At 30.7% G+C, this 23382-nt stretch carries 25 protein-coding genes, 1 tRNA gene and 1 pseudogene; 4 read left to right on the top strand and 23 right to left on the bottom strand.

All coding sequences use genetic code 11. The features are described 5' to 3' along the window. Positions 1–313: 313 nt before the first annotated feature. Complete coding sequence (locus ACREVU_RS00355; protein ID WP_431549651.1) at positions 314–520, bottom strand: helix-turn-helix transcriptional regulator; 207 nt, start codon at positions 518–520, stop codon at positions 314–316. A 280-nt stretch (positions 521–800) separates the two neighbouring features. On the opposite strand from ACREVU_RS00355, the gene ACREVU_RS00360 reads away from it, so the two are divergent. Next, positions 801–1838 carry a DUF3231 family protein gene (locus ACREVU_RS00360; protein ID WP_431549652.1) on the top strand — a complete coding sequence of 346 codons (1038 nt, stop codon included), beginning with the start codon at positions 801–803 and terminating at the stop codon, positions 1836–1838. A 568-nt stretch (positions 1839–2406) separates the two neighbouring features. Here ACREVU_RS00360 and ACREVU_RS00365 read toward each other — a convergent pair. The 4 genes from ACREVU_RS00365 to ACREVU_RS00380 all read right to left on the bottom strand — a co-directional run bounded on the left by ACREVU_RS00365 (position 2407) and on the right by ACREVU_RS00380 (position 4421). Further along, the gene (locus ACREVU_RS00365; protein WP_431549653.1) at positions 2407–2700 is read right to left on the bottom strand and encodes a sensor histidine kinase; all 294 of its coding nucleotides are present in this window, start codon (positions 2698–2700) and stop codon (positions 2407–2409) included. Beyond that, a complete protein-coding gene (locus ACREVU_RS00370; RefSeq protein ID WP_431549654.1) occupies positions 2675–3130 on the bottom strand; it encodes a hypothetical protein in 456 nt (151 codons plus the stop codon). Before ACREVU_RS00370 ends, ACREVU_RS00365 begins: the two co-directional genes overlap by 26 nt. Positions 3131–3134: 4 nt before the next feature. Next, positions 3135–4109: an alpha/beta fold hydrolase gene (locus ACREVU_RS00375; protein ID WP_431549655.1), complete on the bottom strand. Its 975-nt coding sequence runs from the start codon at positions 4107–4109 to the stop codon at positions 3135–3137. 150 nt (positions 4110–4259) lie between these two features. Further along, positions 4260–4421: a plasmid mobilization protein gene (locus tag ACREVU_RS00380; RefSeq protein WP_431549656.1), complete on the bottom strand. Its 162-nt coding sequence runs from the start codon at positions 4419–4421 to the stop codon at positions 4260–4262. A 487-nt stretch (positions 4422–4908) separates the two neighbouring features. Between ACREVU_RS00380 and ACREVU_RS00385 the strand changes: the two genes are divergently transcribed. Further along, positions 4909–5316, top strand: a complete 408-nt coding sequence (locus ACREVU_RS00385) for an HIT family protein (protein ID WP_503417254.1) — start codon at positions 4909–4911, stop codon at positions 5314–5316. A 131-nt stretch (positions 5317–5447) separates the two neighbouring features. Next, positions 5448–5699, top strand: a complete 252-nt coding sequence (locus tag ACREVU_RS00390) for a fatty acid kinase subunit FakA-related protein (protein ID WP_431549657.1) — start codon at positions 5448–5450, stop codon at positions 5697–5699. 538 nt (positions 5700–6237) lie between these two features. On the opposite strand, the gene ACREVU_RS00395 is transcribed toward ACREVU_RS00390, so the two are convergent. The 3 genes and pseudogenes from ACREVU_RS00395 to ACREVU_RS00405 all read right to left on the bottom strand — a co-directional run bounded on the left by ACREVU_RS00395 (position 6238) and on the right by ACREVU_RS00405 (position 8334). Then, positions 6238–7149, bottom strand: coding sequence for a collagen-like domain-containing protein (locus tag ACREVU_RS00395; protein ID WP_431549658.1), 912 nt, complete (start codon positions 7147–7149; stop codon positions 6238–6240). A 664-nt stretch (positions 7150–7813) separates the two neighbouring features. Then, positions 7814–8005, bottom strand: a pseudogene (locus tag ACREVU_RS00400) (helix-turn-helix domain-containing protein); the annotation flags it as partial. Between the two features lie 113 nt (positions 8006–8118). After that, complete coding sequence (locus ACREVU_RS00405; protein ID WP_431549659.1) at positions 8119–8334, bottom strand: tyrosine-type recombinase/integrase; 216 nt, start codon at positions 8332–8334, stop codon at positions 8119–8121. 4 nt (positions 8335–8338) lie between these two features. Here ACREVU_RS00405 and ACREVU_RS00410 point away from each other — a divergent pair, with 4 nt between their 5' ends. Further along, on the top strand, positions 8339–8518 hold the full coding sequence (locus ACREVU_RS00410) for a tyrosine-type recombinase/integrase (protein WP_431549660.1): 180 nt from the start codon (positions 8339–8341) through the stop codon (positions 8516–8518). A 103-nt stretch (positions 8519–8621) separates the two neighbouring features. Here the strand turns inward: ACREVU_RS00410 and ACREVU_RS00415 are convergent. The 15 genes from ACREVU_RS00415 to nrdR form a co-directional block, all read right to left on the bottom strand. Continuing rightward, positions 8622–8697 (bottom strand) — tRNA-Pro (locus ACREVU_RS00415). A 111-nt stretch (positions 8698–8808) separates the two neighbouring features. Then, complete coding sequence (gene spoIVA / locus ACREVU_RS00420; RefSeq protein WP_431549661.1) at positions 8809–10287, bottom strand: stage IV sporulation protein A; 1479 nt, start codon at positions 10285–10287, stop codon at positions 8809–8811. A gap of 134 nt (positions 10288–10421) precedes the next feature. Next, positions 10422–11414 carry an NAD(P)H-dependent glycerol-3-phosphate dehydrogenase gene (locus ACREVU_RS00425; protein ID WP_431549662.1) on the bottom strand — a complete coding sequence of 331 codons (993 nt, stop codon included), beginning with the start codon at positions 11412–11414 and terminating at the stop codon, positions 10422–10424. A gap of 1 nt (position 11415) precedes the next feature. Beyond that, positions 11416–12732 (bottom strand): ribosome biogenesis GTPase Der, encoded by a 1317-nt coding sequence (der, locus tag ACREVU_RS00430; RefSeq protein ID WP_431549663.1) that lies wholly within the window; start codon positions 12730–12732, stop codon positions 11416–11418. Beyond that, a complete protein-coding gene (locus ACREVU_RS00435; RefSeq protein WP_431549664.1) occupies positions 12732–14069 on the bottom strand; it encodes a DUF512 domain-containing protein in 1338 nt (445 codons plus the stop codon). The genes der and ACREVU_RS00435 overlap by 1 nt, the downstream gene beginning before the upstream one ends. A 325-nt stretch (positions 14070–14394) precedes the next feature. Next, on the bottom strand, positions 14395–15219 hold the full coding sequence (locus tag ACREVU_RS00440; protein WP_431549665.1) for a substrate-binding domain-containing protein: 825 nt from the start codon (positions 15217–15219) through the stop codon (positions 14395–14397). A 78-nt stretch (positions 15220–15297) separates the two neighbouring features. After that, the gene (phoU, locus tag ACREVU_RS00445; RefSeq protein ID WP_431549666.1) at positions 15298–15954 is read right to left on the bottom strand and encodes a phosphate signaling complex protein PhoU; all 657 of its coding nucleotides are present in this window, start codon (positions 15952–15954) and stop codon (positions 15298–15300) included. A 23-nt stretch (positions 15955–15977) separates the two neighbouring features. Continuing rightward, the gene (gene pstB, locus ACREVU_RS00450; RefSeq protein WP_431549667.1) at positions 15978–16730 is read right to left on the bottom strand and encodes a phosphate ABC transporter ATP-binding protein PstB; all 753 of its coding nucleotides are present in this window, start codon (positions 16728–16730) and stop codon (positions 15978–15980) included. Positions 16731–16743: 13 nt separating this feature from the next. Then, on the bottom strand, positions 16744–17631 hold the full coding sequence (gene pstA / locus ACREVU_RS00455) for a phosphate ABC transporter permease PstA (RefSeq protein WP_431549668.1): 888 nt from the start codon (positions 17629–17631) through the stop codon (positions 16744–16746). Then, complete coding sequence (gene pstC / locus ACREVU_RS00460) at positions 17631–18542, bottom strand: phosphate ABC transporter permease subunit PstC (protein ID WP_431549669.1); 912 nt, start codon at positions 18540–18542, stop codon at positions 17631–17633. The genes pstA and pstC overlap by 1 nt, the downstream gene beginning before the upstream one ends. A 69-nt stretch (positions 18543–18611) precedes the next feature. Continuing rightward, entirely contained in the window at positions 18612–19499 is an 888-nt protein-coding gene (locus ACREVU_RS00465; protein ID WP_431549670.1) for a phosphate ABC transporter substrate-binding protein, read from the bottom strand. Positions 19500–19643: 144 nt separating this feature from the next. Next, on the bottom strand, positions 19644–21353 hold the full coding sequence (gene pnpS / locus ACREVU_RS00470; protein ID WP_431549671.1) for a two-component system histidine kinase PnpS: 1710 nt from the start codon (positions 21351–21353) through the stop codon (positions 19644–19646). 2 nt (positions 21354–21355) lie between these two features. Then, entirely contained in the window at positions 21356–22051 is a 696-nt protein-coding gene (locus tag ACREVU_RS00475) for a response regulator (RefSeq protein ID WP_431549672.1), read from the bottom strand. 30 nt (positions 22052–22081) lie between these two features. Continuing rightward, entirely contained in the window at positions 22082–22792 is a 711-nt protein-coding gene (gene pgeF / locus ACREVU_RS00480; RefSeq protein WP_431549673.1) for a peptidoglycan editing factor PgeF, read from the bottom strand. A 75-nt stretch (positions 22793–22867) separates the two neighbouring features. Further along, entirely contained in the window at positions 22868–23323 is a 456-nt protein-coding gene (gene nrdR / locus ACREVU_RS00485) for a transcriptional regulator NrdR (protein WP_431549674.1), read from the bottom strand. Positions 23324–23382: the final 59 nt, after the last annotated feature.

Below are 23382 nucleotides of genomic sequence, written 5' to 3' on the forward strand. Positions count from 1 at the left end.
TTTAAGGCTTTTTTGTTCTGTCTTATTTCATTCTTATCTTAATAAAACAAGCTATTTCAAAAATATTTTCCATATATTTGTACCAAACTAGTTCTTCTCATTTTTTCATAGCTCACTTTACACTACCAAATATTATTTTTGATTTCTTGAGTTTCTTTTATTTCTTCAGGTTCATTTTTACTTGCCATTTCAATTAAGAATGATACATTATCATTCTTAAATTCATTTTACTTCTCAATCCTGCCATGAATATCCTCCTATTTTTCTATTTGTGACTTTTTTTACTTATTTAAAACGTACTTCTAACCCTAACTTATTTAACGCTTCTAATTATTTTCTTTTTATAATTTACTTCATTAAGTAAATCGTCTTCAAAATAATCTAATATTTTTTTAAGTTTTAAGATAATTTTATAGGGTGGAGTAATTTTTCCATTTTCATATGAAGATAATGTACTTCTACTTTTCCCTATATAGGTTGCTAATTTTTCTTGTTTTAAATTTCTTTCGATTCTTAGCATTGTTAATTTCAGCATTTTATATTTATCTTCCCTCCCACCCTTCTTACATTAGCTATATCCTTATACTTATTTAGAATGACTGCTTGTACATTTTTTCTCTTAGTTTTGTTTAATTAGTTAAACTAACTTTATTTAATTATATGTTACTTTAACTAACATGTTAATAGACTTATTGGTTTTTAAAAATGATCTCATTTTTTGTTATGAAAAACCATATAAAAGTATAAATTAATATGCTTTAGAGCATAGTAATAATAAAAATATTATTATAAATTTTATAATGAAAATCAAAAAAGAAAGAAGGACTTATATGACAACAGAAGCAAAAATACAAATAAGCTCCTCAGAGCTAGGCACATTATGGATGGGTTATATCTCATTATCTGCAAGAATAATGTTTTATAACATCTTTAAGAATAAAACTATTGATAAAGAAGCACGAAACATAATAACTGATGTGATGAATGAAGCACAAAATGTAAAAAAAGAATTTGAGAATATATTTAATAATGAAAAAGTGGTTATTCCACTTGGGTTTAATGAAAATGATATTATAATTGACGCACCACCGTTATTTGATGATATTTTAAATATAATGTATGTTCGTCAATTGATGAAATTTAATCTAGGTCATAATGCTGTATCATCAACTATATCTTATATGGAAAGTGTTACTGATGTATTTAAGTTAGATTATAATATTTCTATTAAATATTATAAGATTACTACAAAATATTTATTAAAAAAAGGTGTATTAGCAAGACCCCCTTATGTTACTATGCCAAAACAAGTAGAATTTATTAATGATAAAAGTTATATGAGTGGAATAAATTTTTTTACTGATAAACGTTCATTAAATACAACTGAGGTTGGTTATATTTATGAAGCCGTAGAAGATAACATTTTTGCCAATCAGATGTTGACAGGATTTGCACAAGTTGCAAAAGAAAGTGAAATAAAAAAATACTTTCTAGAAGGTAAAGAATTGACAAGAAAAATTATTGATAATTTAAGTTCTGTACTATCAAAAAGTGATATTCATCCTCCGAGTACATGGGCAGGGAAAGCTACTGATTCAAAGATATCACCATTTTCTGATAAAATGATGATGTATAAAACAAATTTAATGTCCAGTACATCATTAGGTTTCACTGCGTTAGGTGCAGCTTATAGTATGAGAAATGATTTACCTATTAAACTTGGACTTATTTCTAAGGATGTATTTGATTATGCAAGAAAAGGTTCGAAGATAATGATTAAATATAATTGGTTGGAACAACCTCCACAAATGGAAGATAGAAATAGCCTTACAAAATAAAAGACTAAATATTAGTATTTCTATTCGAAAATGATCGATTCTCATTACTTATTAAAAAAATTATTAGTTTTGAATCAAACAAAATATTTGTGTGTATTAACTTTTGATTTATATATTTGAATACACAATATTTTTCAACCTGTCCTTAAACAGAGCAAAAAAATAAAGACACTCGAACTGGTCTAATCAGTTGAGTATCTTTATTTACTATATGAAGGCTGTTCTTTTACTACTCTACTTTTTTAAACTTTTAATATCACTTTTTTCTATATTAAGTTCATAGCAAAGAATATAATCAGTTGTAACATTGTATAATTTAGCTGATTTTATAATGTTTTGAGTAGTTGGCACTATCTCACCAGACTCATATGGGTCACAGTTGTTCTATGTACATCTAAATATTTAGATATATTATCTTGAGTTAGCTCGTTACTTTTTCTCAATAATTTTAATCTTTCAGCAATTGTACATTTTTTGTTGTTAAAAAATTCTAATGAAATTAAATATATTTTCTTGAATTTTAGTAGGTATTTCTTTCCCTGAATTTTTAACATAGAATATAATTTCTTTATTTTTTTTTATATGCCCCCAAAGTTATTATACGCTCTTCACTATCTACACTGGCTTCTATAGCATTAGTTAAAAGAATATTAAAAACTTGTACAAATGAATTAATACTTCCTTTAATTATTTCATCATAGCTAATATCTATCTTCTCCACTAATGTACAATTTGATTTTTTAAATTCATAACTCATAAACAATTTGATTTTATTTATAACGTCTTCTATAGAAAATTTATCATCATCAATCTGTTCAAATTCCTTTACTTGACCTTTAACCGTAGAAATTACGTCGGACATATATATCGCACCAAATACTTAGTTGCTTAAAATATAGCTTTAATTCATTTGGTGTTTTTAAGTAATTACTCATTACAGGGAAACTAATAAAGCAAATAATTGAAGGTATAAGCAGTATAATATATATTGTTTTTTTATTCTTTTTAATTATATTTACATAAGATAATCCATACAACAACATAAAGTATGGGCCTATAAAATGAGCCATGTTAGACAGTAAAGCGCTTATATAAGTGATTAATATAAAAGTTTCTTGACCAGCACCTCTAGTTACTAGATATGTCTTTACAGGTCCTTCGCAAACTACAGCAGTTGTACCTAGTCCCGCAAGAAAGCATATTGCTGCCATGAATTTTGTTGATTCTGTTTTATAATCTTTTATAAGAATAATAATTGCTATTAAAAATAAACCTATACTTGGTAATATCATAATGCTACACTCTCTTATATATAAATTTTAAAACATCACTTTTAATTTTGTTTTTGGAAAGTACAATTCCTGAATGGCCACAACTATAAATATATCTTTTTGGTTTCTCCCAGTTTTCCCATAGGGTATCTGTATCCTTATCTATAACATATTTATCATACTTACCTGATACAAGAATTATTTTGTTAAGGTCTATTACTGGTTTTCTTAAGCTCGGATTAATAACTTCCCAACTTTTTTTTAATAAGCTATAATTAAAATTGTTTTTCAAAAAATCTTTTTTTATATACTTACCAGCCTCGGTTTCAAATATTGTATATGACAAATCATTAGCATAAAACAAAGATATTAGCACATCAATGTTTTCTTCAACTTCACTTAATAAATTAGTAGTTATTCCACCTAAACTCAAACCAATAATTATAATCTTCCCTTTTTTTTCAGTTTTAATATAATTTATTAAAGCCCTAATATCGCTTACAGCTTGTTGTTCAGACTTTAAAGTTCTGTTTACGTCTGCACTTACAAAATACTCACCACTATATAAAGATGTATCTGTAGCTCTTTCCATATGAAAAGGTAAAACATAATTATAAATATTATAACTTTTTTCAATAAAACTATCTAAAAACACTTTCCCTAATCTATCTAGATTATCTGCTCTCCAGCCATGTACAAAAATAACATTTATATTATTATCCGCAACTAAATTTTTTCTGTAATGAAATATAGCCTCTTTATTACTATGTCCATTTTCAACTTCGCTTAAAAATTTTATTTTGCCTATTTCATAGTTGTTTTCAATTTTATCTTTTTCATAATGAATTTCTGGTAAAGTCGGTTTTTTATAAAATTTCGGAAAATCACTGTTAAGAGTAGTGACGTCTTCTTCCACATAATTAAACTGATCTTTTTTACTGTACTTTTTATGGAGAGTATATAAACCATAACTGTCTGCTATATCTGATATTATTTTCATTGTGGTATTACCCTCCTTGTTATATATATAAGTCTCTTAAATAATGAATAATTCGCATTGTTCACAAAGTAATTAAATTAACTTATTAGCATTATTATAGACGCAAACCATTCTCCCAATCAATATTTTGAGATACAGCATCGCTGTCTTCTATTTATATTCAGATTCTCTTTCAAATCCGCCTTTTGGAGGATTAATTAAACAACAATATTTTATATAATCACTTATAGTCATATTAAGAGCTGCCGCCTTTTCTAAAAATACTTTTTTTTCAACCTCATTTAATCTAACCCTTACAATCTCTGTTTTCATATTAACAACTTCCTTTCAATTAGCATCTAGTTTTAAGAGCCTTGTAACTCTTATACTGGCTGTGATTTTCTTTGAGTGCAAATATACTACTGCATTCCATATATGGCAAAAAACGCACCCTATACTCCATTTGGTGTTATTATAGGTACTTCAATTCTTAATATTATATTTTCTTAAATTTCTTGATATAGTTGTAATTATAATTGCTCCAGCTTATTATACATTTATAGTGTACCACATTAGTAGCTACAATATCCATTTAATTTTATTTTTGTGATACTTTTTTAGTTATATAGTGAATTTAACCGTAGATTATTAGAATCAACATAAATAAATGCATGCACACACTTATTTCATATTCAATAATAAGAATACAGTATATATGTTAATATTGTTTATATTAGCAATTAATGGTACTATATTATAAATGATTTGTGTCGAACTTGTATTTTAATACGAAGGTTTAAGAACAATTAAGGAGGTAACTATGGATTGTATATTTTGTAAAATTGTAAAAGGTGAATTACCATCTAACTTAGTATTTGAGGATGATTTAATTATGTGTTTCTTAACTAATGAGCCAATAAATGAAGGTCATGTACTTATAATTCCTAAAAATCACTATTTAGATATTGATGAAATTCCAACTGAGGTAGTAACGTCTATGATGGTATTATCTAAAAGAATTGTTAAGGTAATTAAAGAAAAGTATTCTCCAGATGGTTATAGTATAATGCAAAATGGTGGAGAATTTAATGATATTGGACATTATCATATGCATGTTTTTCCAAGATATAAGGGAGATGGATTTGGGTGGACATTTAGTGATAAAAAACATGATTTTTCACAAGAGATTGCCAAGGAATTAAAAGAGATGCTTGATAAAGAAATTTAAGATTATTAATTTTTGCATCGTAATATTAATTAAGTGCGTCACATTGGTAAAAAACTGTGGAATAAAAATTATTTATAGAACACGCAGCCAAATATTAATTTATAGAAAAAAGAAACAAAGGAGAGTGTATTATGCTTGAATACAAATTTGATATCCAATTACTAATCGAAGGACATAATCTTTCGGAAGATGCAATCAACGAATATATTACAAACAATATTGAAGGTGACTGTTTGCTTGCTGTTGGGGACTTTGAAATGATTAAAATTCATTTTCACACAAACATACCATGGAAGGTTATTGAGTATTGTGCTTCTTTGGGAGAAATCTATGATATCGTCTTAGAAAACATGGAACGTCAAACAAATGGTCTTAAAGGTTAAACTTATGCCTTTCTTAATTTTTTAATTAATTTTAAATCTACGATTGGTTCAAAGTTGTAGATCAGTGTGCTGCTAACAATTGTCTATATAATAACATTATTAAACAGGAATTTATTTAGGGGGGGGATGCTATGGTGGATTCTATATATAAATGGAGCATAGCTACTATTATTATATTCTACACTACCCTTTTTAATTCCGCTTTAAGCCCCTACTGCATCATGTTTCAATAAACCAACTGCATCAGCATAACATAACCAAGTTTGTACGCTAGCAATAACTATTCTTGTTTCAACTGCTAATAATTCCACAAGGTTTAAAGAATTTATACTAACATAAAAAATATCAGGAACAAATTCCTGATATTTTCTATGTTATTTACTATATTAATTGGTACGCTAATTGCTATTTTTGCACCTCTTAAACAAACCCGATGGATATTAATAGGGTAGTCCTTTTTTTACTTTGCCCCTGGTTACACGGATGCTGATACTACCCCAAGTTCCAGATAGACCTACAGATCAGTACAGTATAGTCCTTAAACCCCTATATCACTTACTTTAGTAGCAGCTACTTTAACTGATGGTATTAATGGCCCAACCGCAGGAACAGTAGTATATAGTCCAGCTAATGCTCCAAATCCGCTAGTATTCACTGAGAACCAAAATTCGAGGTAATCATCGCTTATATTAATATCCACTGTATATGCTGCTGCAGCAATTGTACTTTGAGCTAAAGTAGTAATGCTGGTCCTGTTACTAGACCGAGGTACATCCGCACCATTTTTTCTTAGCCAGAAATCTAGTAATGATGTTGAACTTGCATTAATTTGACGTATGATTGCTGTAATTGTTATCAAATAAATCCCTGTTGTTGGAAATATTATTCTTCCGGAATTTGCAGCGGTATCATGAATGACTCCAAAGATTATTTCGTTTGTATTCATAGTTATTACTGTTGGGGTATTCGCAGCAGTAGCCGTATGGTCTGTTGAATCAGTAAATTCTGCATAAGGAACAGTGCCTAACCCAGCTGGACCAGTAGGACCATTAGCACCATTAGTACCGTTAGCACCAGTAGCACCATTAGTACCGTTAGTTCCGTTAGCACCAGTAGCACCGTTATCACCAGTAGGTCCAGTAACACCTTGGATACCTTGCGACCCCGTTTCACCTGTAGTTCCAGTTATACCTTGAATACCTTGAATACCTTGAATACCCTGGATACCTTGTGGACCAGTTGGCCCTTGAATACCCGGTAATCCAATTTCACCTTGAGCTCCCGTAGCTCCTATAGCTCCTGTTACTCCTACCCCGGTTGGTCCTACGTCACCCGTTGCTCCTACTGGCCCTTCTATCCCTGGAGCACCTGTTGCTCCTGTTGGCCCCGTAACTCCTATTCCTCCGATTATTAAAGGTGGTATACTATAACCACAATTAGCTCCGTTCACTTTATTTCACCTCAATTAAAATTTTTATTGGTTACATATCTTAGCTGTCAAATATTATCTCAGTAGTATTATATGAATTTATATTATATAGTTCTACAATTTATTTATCTTTTACAAAAAAATTCATTTATAGCAACAAATCTTTATATAATTTCCAATTTATGGGGTTGTATACACTAATCATCCAAAAGTCTGGTAGATAATTTAGTATCCTAATTAAGTCATAAATTCGTTTAGTCTGTTACTTAATAGATATATTTCAATTGTTTCCCTCTGCCCGATTAGATTGAAACTTCTTTCTCTGGCCCTCATTGCTTCTAATCCTTCTTTTACTATGTCGTTTTTGATAATCCAAAAGCATCTATTAGTAATAGTAATTAATCATTGGTATGTAAGTTATTATTTTTTTTGCCATATCCATATTTCTCCTTCTTGAGGATAATTTTAAACCTATATCTATTAAATATTTATTATATTTTGTTAGTAAGTTAATTGACCATTTTTTACAAATGGTACTATCGAGATTAGAAGGTGATAAAAGAACATTTAAATGCTCTTGGTCACAGCAATTGTAACATTTTCTTTGCTTATTCCTGATTATACTTTCACTCAAACTAGTACAACAAATTATACATTTTCTCATATCAATCATTTATTCTTACCATTAAATCGGTGGAAGTCTGTTATCATTAGATGCTTTCGCTGACTTTGGTTGCATATTACTATCTATATTTTGAGTATAAGTAGAAGTATGTTTCCATAAATCCGCAGGAGAACAGTCTAATGCAGTACATAATGCATCCATAGTATTAGCTTTTACTTGCTTAGGGTTGCCATTCAATAAAGCACTCATTGATGTCGATGATAAGCTATACCCTTATTTTTTTTTCATTAATCGAGCCAATTCTGAACCTGACCATATTTCTTTGTCAGCCATAACCTTTCTTAATCTCCATTCTAAAGCCATAATTATTTTCCTTTCTTTTCATCCGATTCATCGGCTAATAATTGTTGTTTCCATTTTTCTTGTGACATTCTAATCTTCTTTTCCATAAAATCAGAACTAGGTGTTGAATATGTAAAAGTAGTTGATATATTTGAATGGCCTAACAATGTTTTTAACGTTAATAAATCAACACCTCTTTCTTTCTGAATAGTTGCAAATACGTGCCGAAGGAAATCCAAACGTTTGGATTTCCTTCGGCACACTCATGCTACTATAATGTTAAAAGCCAATATACATCCTAAAATAGTAGCTGAAAGACTAGGGCATAGTGATATTAGAATGACACTTAGCACCTATAGCCATGTGTTGCCAGATATGCAGGAACAGGCTATTAATGACTTGAATAATAAACTTAATTTTTAAAAAAAGAAAGTACGGATTTTCATTTTAAAATGAATCCCGTACTTTTTCTCTATTTTGCTCCGTACTTTTTCAATATTGAGATTTCTAAACCCTTATGTTTCAATGGTCTGAGTGACAAGAGTTGAACTTGCGACCTCATGAACCCCATTCATGCGCGCTACCAACTGCGCTACACCCAGTTAACAACTTATTATAGCATGAAATTTTGTACTAATTCAATATTAAATTTAGCTTTGAGTTATAAGAAATTTTTCCTATAACTCAAAACTACTATATAATAAAAAATATTATTATAATATAATGCAAATCAAGCTTCCATTACCTTCATTTATGATTCTTTGTAACGTCTTTTGAATTTTTACTTGAACGTCATCAGGCATCTTAAATAATTTGTTTTGAAGACCCTCTTTAACTAATACTTCTAAAGATTTACCAAACATATTACTCTGCCATATTTGGGACTTATCACTTTCAAACTGTTCTAAAATTGAATTATAGAAATCTTCACTTTGCTTTTCTGTACCCATAATAGGAGATATTTCTGTGGTTATATCTGCTTTAATAAAGTGTAAAGACGGTGCTGAAGCCTTTAATTTGACACCATATCTACCACCATGCTGTATCATTTCAGGTTCTTCTAAAGTCATTTCTGAAAGTTGTGGTGCAACTAGACCATATCCTTTTTCCTTAACATCTCTAAGAGCATCAGAAATTTTATCGTATTCCACTTTTGCTAAAGAGAATTCTCCCATTAATGTTAATAAATCATTCTCACCCGTTATTTCACGATTACAAGTTTCACCTAGTATTTTGTAAAATAATTCGTGTTTAGGAACAATATTGACTCTAGCAGTACCTTCTCCCATATTCACTTCATCTAGTGTTGCAAAATCTAAAAAATCAACGTCTTTAAAGCTTAACAGAGATTTATTTATATCCCTAACTTTAAAAATATCCTTGCACATATCTTTTAAGAATTTCATAAAGCTAATTTTAACCCAATGCTTAGAACTTAAATTTTCAATCCATTCTGGCATATCTATGTTAATTTCTTTAACTGGGAATTCTTTAAGAATCCTTTGGAATACATCTGCTATATCACCTTCAGTCATATTTAGAACATCCATAGCTTGAACTGGAACATCATATTTTTCTTCTAACTCTCTTGCCATAGCTTCTGTTTCAGGCGCCTCTGCATTTTTAGAATTTAAAACCATAATAAAAGGTTTATTGATGGATTTAAGTTCATCAACTACTCTTTTTTCAGCATCTAAATATTCTTCTCTTTCTATTCCTGTGATAGAACCATCTGTAGTAATTAACAGTCCAATAGTCGAATGCTCATTTATTACCTTTTTTGTTCCAAGTTCTGCTGCCTCCTCAAATGGAATCTCATAATCATACCAAGGAGTTGTTACCATTTTAGGTGTCTCCCCGTCTTCATATCCCAATGCTCCTTTGACAATATATCCAACACAATCAACCATTCTAACTTTGAATTTAGTGCCGCCGTCAAAATCAATCTCAACTGCCTCGTTGGGTACAAATTTAGGTTCAGTGGTATGAATTGATTTACCTGAACCACTTTGAGGAAGTTCATCTTTTGCTCTTTCTTTTTTGTGAGGATTGTCTATTCTAGGAATTACCATAAGCTCCATAAATCTTTTTATAAATGTAGATTTTCCTGTTCTTACGGGGCCTACAACACCTACATAAATATCCCCTTGAGTTCTCTCCGCTATATCTTTGTATATATCGAAATTATCCAAGATATTCCCTCCCAATACTTATTACTAACATTATAATTATATTTTAGAGAACAATAAATTATTACTACAGTTTGAAAATATATAAAAGCCCTGATTTTTCATTAATTTCACAATGAAAAATCAGGACTTTCTTACTAAAACTCGTCTTTTCTATTTCTTGACATCAATTCGTGTACTCCATATTTAGGGTCTTTACCTTTAAATAGTACTTTGTAAAGCACATCTGTAATAGGCATAGAAATCTGCTGTTTCTCTTTAAGTGCATAGAAGGCTCTTGTAGCTTTTATACCCTCAACTACCATTCCTATTTCCTGGCAAGCCACATCCATTGGAGTACCCTTCCCAATTAAAATACCGGCTCTTCTATTTCTACTGTGCATACTAGTGCAAGTTACTATAAGATCACCCATACCCGTTAATCCGTAGAAGGTTTCAGTTTTACCTCCGAGTTTTGTTCCTATTTTTATGATTTCACTCATTCCTCTTGTCATAAGTGCAGCTTTAGCATTATCACCATAGCCTATACCATCTGACACACCAGCAGCTAGCGCAATAATATTTTTAACTGCTCCGCCTATCTCTACTCCAATAATGTCTTCATTAGTATAAACTCTAAATTTATTGGTCATAAATACATCCTGCACAATCCTTGCATACTCCATTTTTTTAGATGTAACTACTACTGTTGTTGGTATATCTAAGGCAACCTCTTCTGCATGACTAGGACCTGATAATATTACTATAGGGTTACTAGGGATCTCTTCTTCTATAACCTGTGAAATTCTTTTTGATGAACCCTCTTCAATGCCTTTTGCAATGCTAACCACAATCTGATTTTCTTTTATAAGTGGTGCTATTATCTTACTTAAGTCTCTTATTGCATGGGAGGGCACAGCCAATACAATTATGTCACTATCACTTATAACTTTTTCTATATCAATGAATGCTGTTACTCCTGCTGGAACAATAACGTTTGATAAATATTTAATGTTTTCTCTTTTAATGTTAATATCATCAATAACGCTAAGTTTTCTATCCCAAATGTTAACTTTCAGTCCTTTTTTTGCAAGCATTATTGATAATGCAGTGCCAAAGCTTCCGCCACCTAAAAAAGCAACTGTTGCCATTCTATTCCTTCCTTTCCCTGAATATAAGTTTTATACCTGTTCCCTTAAATTCAAAAGCAAGTCTCAATTGATTCTCTAGGTATCTTTCATAAGAGAAATGCAATAAATTTTCATTATTTACAAAGAATACAAATGTTGGTGGTTTAGACGCTACTTGAGTCACATAGAATATTTTTAATCTCTTGTTTGCTACTGTTGGAGGTTCTTTCATTAATACAGCTTTATTTACAACCTCGTTAAGTATACCTGTAGAAATTCTCTTTGAATAATTTTCAAAACATTCTTTTACTGTTGCAAGTACCTTATGTACTCTTTGACCTGTTTTAGCAGATATAAATAAATAAGGTGCGTATGCCATAAAGTTTAATCCTGCTTGTAATTTCTTTTTATACTCAAGCATTGTCTTGTCATCCTTTTCAATAAGATCCCATTTGTTCACTATTACTAAAATAGCTTTTTTCATCTCATGAGCATACCCTATAATTTTCTCATCTTGATCACTTAATTCCTCTTGTGCATCAAGTATAAGTATAACTACGTCAGCTCTTTCCACTGCTGCTAAGGATCTAATAACGCTATATCTTTCAATTCCTTCTTCTACTTTACTTTTTCTTCTTATTCCTGCAGTATCTATAAGAATAAATTTACCCTCTGTAGTTTCTAATTTACTATCAATTGCATCTCTTGTTGTACCTGCAATATTCGTTACTATGTTTCTTTCTTCTCCAAGCATTCTATTTATAAGCGATGATTTACCAACATTTGGTTTACCTACCACTGCAACTTGGATATATTCTTCATCTTCTGTACTTGAATAAACACTATCAAAATGAGATACTACTTCATCTAACATGTCTCCAAGTCCTAACCCTTGTGTTGCAGAAATAGCTTGAGGATTCCCTATACCTAAATTATAGAATTCAAAAGCATTAGCCTCTAGTGCAAGATGATCTATTTTATTTACTACAAGTACTATTGGTTTTTTACTTTGTCTAAGCATTTGAGCAACTTCCTTATCTGCTCCTGTAAGCCCTTGTTTACCATCTACAATAAATATAATAACATCTGCTGTTTCTATAGCTATTTGAGCCTGTCTTCTCATTTGAGCTAAGATAATATCTTGGCTTTCAACCTCGATACCACCAGTATCAATTATTGTGAAATTGTGTCTAAGCCAATCTGCATCAGCATATACCCTATCTCTTGTTACACCCGGTTTATCATCAACTATTGATATTCTTTTACCTGCTAACTTATTAAATAATGTAGATTTTCCTACATTAGGTCTTCCTACTATTGCTACTATTGGTTTTGCCATTATTTTTCCTCCTGACTATTTTCGTTTATAATATGGATTAAATCTTCTCCTGAATAATCACATATTAAAACTTTTGTACCTAAACTTTTTTCTAAATCACTTACTGTAATATCATCTAAGAATATTTGCTCCTCGTAGTTTCCAAGTTCATATCCTTTTTTCAGCACATTACTAGGGAGAATTAAATATTCTCCTAGCTTTTCATCCTTAAGTTGCATGATTATGTCTTTTCCTGTTAAAAGACCTACTACTGTAATAGTCTCTCCAAAAAAATTATTTACTATCTTTTTAACCTGGATATTGATTTTGTTATTTGTTTCCATAATCTTGCCTGCTACCTTTAGTATTTCTGCATAAGCTAAAGAGCCTGTTATAAATGTGAAGCTTCCAGTATTATTTAGTTTTAGATTTGATACATCTTCAGCAATAACACTTCTGAGTAACCTTATCATACCAATGCCATCCTCTAACTGATCATAACCATCATAGAAAGATTCTTCTGGAACATCAACTTGTGCTGTAACATAGAATTCATCAGACAACCGTACAAAAGGTGAGCCAACTTCACTAATATATTTTTCTTGTAATTTATTTACACCTTCAATTTCCTCTGCTGCAGTGTTTTTGTCATATAAGGTTAAGTTGAATAATCCTTCTCGATACTTGGTTATTCCAACTGGCACAACCGCTAAATTTTCTATGTTTGGATATAGCTTATATAAATCTTCAATTGTTTTTAATAGTTCAGGTCCATTATTAATCCCCGGACAAGAAACCACTTGACAATTAATTTTAATTCCAGCCTCAGCTAGCCTCTTTAACCTACCATAAACATCCCCAGCAAATTTATTGTTAAGCATTAGTTTTCTAAGCTCTGGATTCGTAGTATGCACTGAAACGTTAATAGGACTTATCTTATAACTTATTATCCTGTCAATGTCAGCTTCCTTCATATTAGTTAAGGTTACAAAGTTACCTTGAAAAAACGATAATCTCGAATCATCATCTTTAAAATACAGAGTCTCTCTCATACCTTCTGGCAATTGGTCAATAAAACAGAATATACATTTATTATGACAGCTCTTTGGCTTATCTAAAATGGGATCAACAAATTGGATTCCTAAGTCTTCATCATATTCTTTTTCAACCTCAATATCCCAAACTTCGCCGTCTGCCTTTTCAATCTCAACATTAATAAGTTCATCCGTAATTAAAAATTTGTAATCTATAATGTCAATTACAACATTGCCGTTTATACTAATTAATCTATCTCCTAATTCTAGTTCAATTTCTTCTGCAATACTTCCTGGAAGTATCTTAGCAATTTGGTTTTTCATTTTTACCTCCTATTTAACAATAACCCTTCATATGAAAAGTTTAATGAGGAATTAGAAATATTATATCAAAATTAAATCCACTCTATATATAGTGTTAAATATATATTATTTAATTTACAATAATCAATTAGCTCAATAATAAATTATAGCATTCCATTAAGTAATATTACATGAATTAGGTATTTAAGTCAACGTTATTACTATTTAAAAGAAGAAACAATGCATACATTAGCAAATTTTGCGTTTTTTCACGTATTTTACGTGTAAAGCTTAAAAATATCACATAATTTACTACAGAATAAAAATACCTCCTAAGAAGGAGGTACTAAAATGCTTCTATACAATATTTTCTTATGATCTTCTTACCGTCTTCACTTTTGAAATATTGGAAAAGATCCTTTAAACTATCTTTTTTCTCTTTAGAATAATACATTTGTGTTGAAAATCTTAGAGCATATAGTTTGTTTTTTAAATTTGAAGTAGTAATTTCAATACCATTTAATTTTAAAAATTTACTTTCTTTATTATACCACTGTCCTGGTATAAATCCTATAGCATTTTGATTCTTAGCAACAAAATTTTTCATTTCTTCAATACCGGATACATACTTCATACTACTACTCATTTGTTCTTTTACTGGAGTATCCATTATTTTCTTATCAAATTCTTGCTGAACTGAATTCAAAATATTTTTATAAGCTACTGGTACTATTAGTTTTGATGGTTCTTTTAATTTATCCCAGTTTATTATATTTCCAGTATATATTTTTTTTAACTCTTCAATGGCTATACTACTTAATTTATTATTAATGTTAACAATAATTCCTATACCATCATAAGCTAATATTTCTGTCTCTATTTCCTTATTCTCAGGCTGAACATATCCAATTAATATATCCACTTCAGACTTATATAGTTTACTAAAAGCACTTTCTCTGTCTAGATATTCCACAGTAACTACAGGATCATTATTTAGATTATAATCCCGAACTAAATCATTTACCATGGGGAAAACTGTGTCTTCGCAAACTATTTTTATGGCCTTAGGTTGTTTTTCTTTAGTTTCTGTATCTTTTTTACAACCAATATTTAGCATTAGTATGCTAATGCTAAATATTATCCCAAAAGTTTTTAAATTTTTATTCCTCATAATCACTACTCCACTACAATATTTTAATATAAACTCGCTTGTTTATATTAATTGTAGTTTCTGTATTTCATCTAAAAACTATTCGTTTAAATTAACTTTTTCTCCAGTAACTAAATAAATTGTCCATTCACATATGTTTGTTGTATGATCAGCAATTCTTTCTAACCACTTGCAAATAAATAGAAATTGAGCAGCTTGATTTACTGTGGCTTGATTTTTAAACATTAGCTGAAGAAGTTCATCAAATACTTCCTTATATATGTCATCTACTTGATCATCTCTTTTACAAACTTCATATGCCTTTTCAACATCTCCAGCCACATAAGCATCCAAGGAATCTTTTATCATAAGTATTACTATTTCAGCCATTCTAGGTATGTCAATCAGCTCTTTTATATATTTTTCATCTTTTAATCTTACTGTAATTTTAGCAACATCCACAGCATAATCAGCCATTCTCTCAAGGTCCGTTACTATTTTTGTAGTTGTGAAGATGTTTCTTAAATCTATTGCTAATGGTTGTTGCATAGCGATGAGTCTTATTGCTTTATCTTCTATTTCTCGCTCCATTGCATCAACTATGTCATCATCGATCATAATTTTTTCAGCTTTCTCAACATTTTGAGTAACTAAGGCATCTATACAGTCATGAATTTGCTTTTCCACAATGCTTCCCATTCTAATTAAATCATTATGAAGTTCTTCAAGATTTGCTTCGAATACTTTTCTTGCCATACTATCACCTTCCCTATTATATTTTAACCAAATCTTCCTGTAATATAATCCTCAGTTCTTTTATCTTGAGGTTTATAAAATATATTTTCTGTTTTACCATTCTCTACAATTTCTCCGTTTAGGAAAAATGCTGTATAATCAGAAATCCTACCTGCTTGTTGCATATTATGCGTTACAATTATAACTGTGTACTTTTTTTTCAGCACATCCATTAATTCTTCAATCTTCAAGGTTGAAATAGGATCTAAGGCTGAAGTAGGCTCATCCATTAGCAAGACCTCAGGTTGCACAGCCAAGGTTCTAGCTATACATAGACGTTGTTGCTGTCCACCTGATAATCCCAGTGCACTTTTTTTAAGCCTATCTTTCACTTCGTCCCAAAGTGCGGCGCCCCTTAAGCTGTCTTCTACAATTTCATCAAGTTGTTTTTTATTACTTAGGCCGTGAATTTTAGGGCCGTAAGCTACATTTTCGTATATTGACATAGGAAAAGGATTAGCCTTTTGAAATACCATACCTACTTTTTTCCTCAGATCTATAACATCATAATCCGGACTGTATATGTTTTTATTTTCATATAAAACTTCTCCATCTATTTTAACAGAGTCTATCAAATCATTCATTCTGTTGATAGTACGTAAAAATGTTGATTTACCACACCCTGATGGTCCAATAAGTGCAGTAACTGAATTTTTCTCCACACTTATATTTACATTTTTAAGTGCTTGAACATTTCCATAATATAAATTTAAATTCTTTGCTATAACTATTCCCATATTGCTCGCCTCCCTATTTACTCCCTGTATGAGCTTCATATACTTTTTTCCCGATTATTCTAGCAGTTAAATTAAATATAAGCACTGCTATTATTAAAACTGCTGAAGCTCCGTTTGCTATCTTCGCAGCATCAGGCACCATTCCTTCAGAATTGAGTTTCCATATATAGACAGACAGTGTCTCAGCCGGCCTAAACAAACTATAAGCTGAAGCTTTACTAGTCAAGCTCAAATTAGTAAAATTCAGAGTTGGCGCGCTCATACCTGCAGTATACAGTAAAGCTGCTGCTTCTCCAAATATTCTTCCTGCTGCGAGTATTACACCAGTTAGAATTTGAGGCATTGCAGAGGGTAATACAACTCTTTTAATAGTCTGCCACCTTGTAGCACCCAGGCCCAAACTTGCTTCTTTAACACTGAAAGATGCAGATTTAATAGCATTTTCACAAACCCTAGTCATACCTGGTAGATTTATTATAGTTATAGCTAATGCTCCAGCTATAAGAGAATATCCCCATTGTGCCATGTTAACAAAAACTAATAATCCAAATAAGCCAACAACTATGGAAGGTAATGAAGCCATAGTTTCAATACTCAATCTAATAATATTTAATATCTTGCCTTCTTTGGCATATTCAGCTAAATATATTCCAGCCCCTATCCCTAGAGGTACTGTAATTATAAGAGTTACTATAAGTAAATGTATTGAATTGTACAATTGACGTCCAATTCCTCCACCAGCTTCAAGAATTTTTGGTTCACCAAATAAAAACTTTAAATTCAAGGATTGCCTTCCATTATATATTATATATCCTACGAGGCCTACAAGCAAAAGAATTACTAAAGCAGAAATTATATATAAAGCAATAGTTGCTATTTTATCTTTAGCCTTAGAAGTCATTATATTTCACCTCTTTTTCCAATTTTTCTAATTATAAGTATAAATACAAATGATATTATTAGAAGCAATAGTGCCATAGACCATAAAGCATCATTCCATGGAGTGCCATCAATGGTGTTTGACATATCCATAGTTAATATGCTTGTTAATGTAGCTGTAGTTCCAAGTAACCCCTTAGGGAAAGTAACTGAGTTTCCTATAACCATTTGTACTGCCAGTGCTTCACCAAAGGCTCTTGAAACTCCAAGAACTATTCCTGTTAATATTCCACTTTTAGCTGCAGGAATAATTACTTTAATTATAGTTTGCCATCTAGTTGCTCCAAGTCCATAGGATGCTTCTATATAATCTTTTGGTATAGTTTTTATAGCATCTGATGATATACTTGTGATTGTAGGTAAAATCATTATGCTAATAACTAATACTCCTGCAAGTAAACTAAACCCAATTCCTCCAAAGAAAACCTTAATAATAGGCACTAATACACTTACACCTATCCAGCCATAAACAACGGAGGGTATTCCCACGAATAGCTCAATGGCAGGTTGAAGAACTTTTGTACCAATCTTTGGTGAAATTACATTCATAAATACTGCCAAGGCTACCCCTATTGGTGCACTTACTACCACCGCAAGGAAAGATACTACTGTTGACCCAAGAATAAATATCAAAGTTCCAAATTGAGGAGTTAAAGAATCTCCACCACCCTCTGGTTTCCAATTTTCAGAGAATAAAAAATGAAATATTGAGTATCCATGTTTTATAAAGGTATTTAAACCCTTAGTAGTTAGGAATAATATGATTGAAAAAGTAAGTATTACTATAACCGCACCACAAAATATTGCAAAACCACGTCCTAAATATTCATTTTTAAGTTTTAAAAATATTGATTTCGTATCATTTTTTTTCATATTCTTTTACCTCAAAAAAATTATTTTAATGAAAAATAAAGGCTGGTTTCAGACAACCTTTAAAGAACATTAATCTCTTTTAGCCTTCATATCCGTCATTGGAATATATCCTAATTTTGTTATTATTGCATTCATTTTGTCACTCATCATATAATCTAAGTATGCTTTTGTTACTCCTATAGGTTCACCTTTAGTATACATATGCTCATATGCCCAAACTTTATATTTGTCTGTACTTATGTTTTCTACAGTTGCAGCAATACCGTCAATTTTTAATACATTTAAGCCTTCTTTATTAGCTGGATCAGAGAAATAAGCTAATGCTAAATAACTAATTGCTCCATCGGTTTGTTTCACTATTTGTTTAACAGCTCCACTTGAATCTTGAGTTAAACCCGCTACTTCGTCTGCACCATCTAATCCATATTTTTTAAATGTTGCTCTAGTTCCTGAGGATGATGGTCTGTTTATAACTGTAACCACAATGTCAGCTCCTCCAACTTCTTTCCAGTTTTTTATCTTTCCTGTAAATATATCTATTAATTGCTCTTTAGTTAAAGATTGCACTTTAACTTTTGGGTTTGTTACTGCTGCAATTCCTGTAACACATACCTTATGATCTTTGAGTGAATCTTCATCAATACCTGCTTTATCTTTGGCATAAATATCTGAATTTCCTATTTCTGCACTACCTTCTATTACAAGTTTAAGTCCAGTACCACTTCCACCACCTTGAACATTTACGGTTGCTCCTGGGTTTTCATCTAGGAAACTTTGAGCCCCTACTTCGGCTAGTGGTTGAAGTGCAGTTGATCCTGCCGCTGTTATTGAACCTGATAGCTCCGCACTATTACCTGTTTTGCCTGCTCCATCTTTACTTGAACAACCAGTGAAAATTCCTGCTATCATTGCAATCGATAGTGAAATAACCATTAGTTTCAAGCTTTTTCTCTTCATTGATAATTCCCCCGTCCATTTATTTCAACTTCTTTATTTACTACTCATCATTATAATACTATACCCCGAAAGTTAACTTTGTATTATGTATAAGTTAAGTAAAGTTTAACTAATGTTAATTAAACTTTACAATGGATTACACTGTTATTTTTTGTAATTATAGGGAATTTCGATTGTAAATTTACTACCTTTTCCTAACTCACTTTCCACATATATTTTTCCATTTAATTGAAGTACTATATGTTTAACAATAGCAAGGCCAAGGCCTGTGCCTCCGTTTGATCTAGAACGAGCCTTATCAACTCTATAGAACCTCTCAAAAATACGCGAAATTTGTTTTTTAGCTATTCCAACTCCAGTATCCTCAACCCATAAGATAAATTTATCATCGCTGTCCTGCATTCCAATACAAACACTGTCACCTGTTTCTGAATAATTTATTGCATTACCTACTAAGTTAATTAACATTTGTTTAAACTTATCAGCATCACCCAGAAATGGTTTTATATTCTGCTGCTCAATGGATAGCTGGATTCCTTTTACATCTGCTGTATTCTTCATTAAATTATAAACATCTCTTACAATTTCATTAACATCAATTAGTTCTTCTTTAAGTTCTTTTTGTTGTTCTATATGTGAAAGAGTTAAAATATCTGTAATTAATCTAGTTAATCTATCAGCTTCTTCATTAATTATATTTAAAAATTTTTCCTTTGTGTCAACATCATCAACATATTTCAAAGTTTCTGCAAACCCTTTAATAGATGTTAGCGGTGTTTTAAGTTCATGAGAGACATTAGCAACAAATTGTGTTCTCATTTGCTCTAATTTTTTTACCTCAGTAATGTCTTGAACTACAGCAACAGTACCAATATGTTCGCTTCTATTAATTATATCTGCAGTTTTTATTCTCAGTTGTCTTTCCTTTGGCCAAACTATCTTTATTTCTTTATAATCATCATCACTTTGATTAAAAATATCTTCTAATTGAAAATCTCTTATATTATCCAGAAGATTTTGTCCTATAATATCATTAGTGATTCCAAACATCTTTTTAGCATAGGGATTAATCATTATCACTTTATTTTTTCTGTCTACAGCAATGACTCCACTGTCCATACTTTGTAGAATGGCCTCTAATCTATTTTGTTTATCTGTAACTTCATTTAATGTAAACTCTAGTTTATCCGCCATCTCATTGAAATTCTTAGCTAACTTTCCTATTTCACCATCCGATAGAATCCTAGCCCTTCTGTGAAACTCGCCTTTACTAATTCTTGAAGTAATAAAAATCAAGTCTGTAATTGGTTTTATTATAATATAAGATAGCTTTAGGGAAAACCAAATCGATATTGCCGCGCAAAAAATTATGGCTAATATATAGAACTTAAAATATTTACTGCCTAGTCCATTTACAATTTTAAGAGGCATAGAGCTTCTAATAATGAGCCCATCATCAAAAGATGTGGCAAAATACATCATATTTTCTTCAGTCGATGCACTATATCTCACTGAAAATCCACCGCCACTTTTTCTTGATGCTATTATTTCTTGCCTATCATTGTGATTTCCCAAAGTCTCACTATTTACAAATGAATCATAAATAACTTTACCAGCCTTATCTATGTAGGTTACTCTTAACTCCGAATGAGCTAAGTTTTCCACGAAAAATTTCTCTTGGTCTCTTAAATTATTGCTTTGCAATAAACTAATTATCATATTATTATTATTTTGAAGTTTATCTTTTAGATTCTGTTGATATTCATAGTTAAAAATAGATACAAATAATGCAGTTACTACTGCAAATATAAAAATCACAGTACTTAACAGATATATAACTAATTTTTTTTTCATGGTTACTCTCCAAAATTAAATCTATATCCTATACCCCTAATAGTCTGGATATACACTGGATTTTTATCATCGTCTTCAATTTTTTGTCTTAGATGCCTGATATGAACATCAACAGTTCTTGTTTCCCCTAAGTATTCATAACCCCATATTTTATCTAGTAAGAAATCTCTAGTCATAACTCTACCTTTATTCTTTATTAAAATTTCTAATAACTCAAATTCCTTTAATGTTAAATCAACCCTATTTTCACTTTTAATAACCTCATGCTTACCAAAATCAATAGCCAAATTACCAATTTTAAAAGTCTTCTCAATTAGCTGCATATTAGTTCTTCTAAGTATAGCCTTTATCCTTGCAACCAATTCTCTTACTGAGAATGGTTTTGTAATGTAATCATCCGCACCTAACTCAAGTCCTATTATTTTATCTATTTCTTCTCCTTTTGCTGTTATCATTATTATAGGCATATTTGACATAGATGAATCTTTTCTGATTTCCTTACATACATCTAAGCCATCCATTCCAGGTAACATTAAATCTAGTAACATCAATTGTGGCAACTGTTCTTTAGCAAGTTTTACAGCCTCTATACCATTGCCCGAACATATAACCTTATACCCGTTCTTTTCTAAATTGAATTTAATTAACTCCTGTATATGTTCTTCATCATCCACCACTAATATTTTCTCTTCAGACATGTTAGCACCTCCATATTTTCATCGAATTTATTACTTTAAATAAACAAAGGAAAACATCCGCCCTTGTTTATCTTTACTATTTCTATAGGAATATAACTCATGTTGTTTATCACAAACAGTACAAATATTGGTAGTAATAATGTTTTCTTTTTTAACTCCCTTGTCTACAAGCTGTTTCAAAATGCATTTTTCTAAATCTAGTTTATTGTTATTACTGATTTTAATATTACTATAAATATCCTCACTAGTAAACTCCTCTATTAGCTCTTTACTAACCTCATAGCAACAGCCTCTAATATGTGGCCCAATATAAACTCTAACCTCATCAGCTACTGAGCCATAATTTTCTTTTAATTTCTCCATAGTTTTACTTACAATCAGTGCCTTTGTACCTTTCCACCCACTGTGAATTGCAGCTATTACTCCATTCTTAATATCTACCAAAATTACAGGAACGCAATCTGCTGTAAACACACCCACTGCCGTTTCGGCTCTATCTGTTATTAGTGCATCTCCATCTTTAACATTTCCATCAAAAGTGAAAATCCTATCACTATGAATTTGATTTAAATAACCAATAGATTGTAAATTATAATATTCTTTAATTTTTTCTAGATTTATTAACCCTTGCCCAGTATTTTTATTAAAATCGAGCCTATTCTTTGCTGTTGAAAACAAAATCACTGCATTATCCTGCTGGAACTTTATAAATTCATAATCGTTAATATTTTCAATCTCCATTATTTCACCTCATTTTTATGACATATTTAAAATTTTGTATTTTCTTAAGATACAAAAAAATGCCTAAAGGCATTTTTATTCCTTAGACATTAACTTTCTTATCTCTTCCATAAAGGTATTAATATCTTTAAATTGCCTATAAACTGAAGCAAATCTCACATAAGAAACCTCATCTACACTTTTTAAAATGCTCATAATAATTTCTCCAATATAGTCAGATTTTACTTCTGTAAGCATTTCATTATTTAATTGTTTTTCTACTTCATCACAAATATCTTCTATTTGCATTCTTGATACCGGTCTTTTTTGACAAGCCTTCATAAGTCCATTTATTATTTTTGTCCTATCAAAATATTCTCTATTGAAATCCTTTTTTATTACTAAAATTGGTATGTCTTCCACTTTTTCATATGTCGTATATCTTTTAAAACAACTTAAACACTCTCGTCTCCTTCTAGTTGCAATATTATCTTCTGTTGATCTAGAATCAACTACTTTACTTTCCTCACAGCTACAATATGGACACTTCAATGTTCTTCACGTCCTTTTCCTAATATAGTTAGCAAATATACTAACATTATACACTTTTT

This window comes from Clostridium sp. (assembly GCF_050717535.1).
In the GTDB taxonomy this organism is placed as follows: Bacteria; Bacillota; Clostridia; order Clostridiales; family Clostridiaceae; genus Clostridium_AD.